Annotated in this window: 2 protein-coding genes; both read left to right on the forward strand. The window is 65.7% G+C overall.

From position 1 onward, the window contains the following. Positions 1 to 189 precede the first annotated feature (189 nt). A complete protein-coding gene (locus WAW17_RS27460; RefSeq protein WP_422336020.1) occupies positions 190 to 933 on the forward strand; it encodes a VIT1/CCC1 transporter family protein in 744 nt (247 codons plus the stop codon). Between the two features lie 735 nt (positions 934 to 1668). Next, the gene (locus WAW17_RS27465; protein ID WP_422336021.1) at positions 1669 to 1863 is read left to right on the forward strand and encodes an ANTAR domain-containing protein; all 195 of its coding nucleotides are present in this window, start codon (positions 1669 to 1671) and stop codon (positions 1861 to 1863) included. The last annotated feature ends 45 nt before the right edge of the window (positions 1864 to 1908 follow it).

Raw genomic sequence — 1908 nt, forward strand, 5'->3', positions numbered from 1 at the left:
GAATACGGCTGAAACTGGCCGCGCCCTTGTGATGACGACGCTGCGGCGACCGCCGGCAAGGCCACATCTGTGGCTCGAATCACTGTGGAAAGCCTTGCCATACTTGATAATTGACAGGAAAGAAGGCGTCACTTCGGTGAGGCTGTCATTGCTGGCGGACAGGCCCGTGGGACCCTTACCCTCTGCGGCATGAACACAGGTACCAGGGATGCTGCGGTCGGGGTTCAGGGGCTACACGCGCAGGAGCCGCACAGTTCGGGGTTGTCGTCGCGGTTGAATTGGCTGCGGGCAGCCGTGCTCGGCGCCAACGACGGCATTGTGTCGGTGGCCGGCATTGTTGTTGGCGTGACGGCGGCGACAACCGAGACCGGCACTGTCGTCACTGCTGGCATCGCAGGTCTGACTGCGGGCGCGGTGGCGATGGCGCTCGGTGAGTACGTTTCGGTCAGTTCGCAGCGTGACAGTGAGCGGGCACTGTTGGCCAAGGAACGCCGTGAACTACTCGAGAGCCCGGAGGAGGAACTGGCGGAGCTTGCCGCCATCTACCGAGGCAAAGGCCTCACCTCGACCACTGCACAAACGGTCGCCGAAGAACTCACCGCTCACGATGCCTTCGCAGCGCATGTCGATGCCGAACTGGGGATCGACCCGGACGAGCTGACCAACCCGTGGCATGCGGCGCTGGCGTCCGCGGTCGCATTCACAATTGGTGCTCTGCTTCCGCTGCTGGCGGTCACGCTGACACCGGCGTCGGTACGGATCCCTGTCACGTTCGGCGCGGTCCTGCTCGCACTCGCGCTGACCGGAAACCTCAGCGCGTACCTGAGCGGGGCCGGCCATGCCCGCACGGTCACCCGAATCGTCCTGGGTGGCGCCCTGGCCATGGTCGTCACCTACGGCATCGGTCACCTCGCCGGGGTCACGGGCATCTGATTGCAACGCCGCGCTGTCACCCGGGACTGCCGCGAAGGGCGGACCGTAGTCCGGACGCCACCGTGTGCCGGGCCGCTCGACCACAGTGCCCGCTGGCATGAACTTCACCAGAGCGTCCGAGCCAGCCGATACCCATTCCGGAACCATCACCGAGGTCCGTCACCGTGACGGCGACAGGGAGCCACACGTGTCGACAATCAAACGGACTACCCGCGCATGTCCTGCTGGTGCACTTCGTCGTCGTGCTGGCCCCGCTCACGGCGATCCTGCTGATCCTCTGCGCGCTCTGGCCTGCGGCCCGGCGCCGGATGGTCTGGCTCATACGAGCACTCGCGGGCGATCAGGGCGGATGCTGTTGAAGCAGCTGTTGGTTGGGGCGATGCGGTACCGGATGCGCTGCTATGGAACGAAGCGTGTTGACCTCCGCATCTCGGCCCGCCGGTCCTCACTACCTCGGGAGCGCGGTGGTCGACACCAGTCGCAGATGGAGCCGGACCGCGGCCGGCCCAACCGTTCGCGTTCGGCGTCATCTGCCCGCGCGCACGGGCTGGCCGGAGAACGGCGGTCCCCCTAACCACGCCACCGACGTCGCGGTCACGGCCAGTCTGTCGGCAGGTGCAGCGTCAGGCGCCGGGCCGAGAACGCTATCCGGGCGGGGACCGAGACAATGGTGCGCCGGATGGTGCCGGTGGTCGTACCGCATTGGCTCTCGACGCCGGCAGGACCGAAGAGCAGTTGCAGTCCGCGTTGCTGACCCGAGGCATCATCGGTCAAGCGAAAGGAATGATCATGGAGCGGTTCGACGTGGACGCAGTCCGCGCATTCGAACTGCTCACCGCGCTCTCCCAGCAAACGAACACCAAACTCAATGCCGTAGCCGCGCAGATAGTGCAACAAGGCCGCGGTAGCTCAGATCCCCGCGATGAGTAGTTTTCGGTGAGGTGGGTACCTCGAAGGACACGCCGTCGTCACGCC

The organism is Rhodococcus sp. (in: high G+C Gram-positive bacteria) (genome assembly GCF_049286785.1).
GTDB lineage: Bacteria > Actinomycetota > Actinomycetes > Mycobacteriales > Mycobacteriaceae > Rhodococcus_F.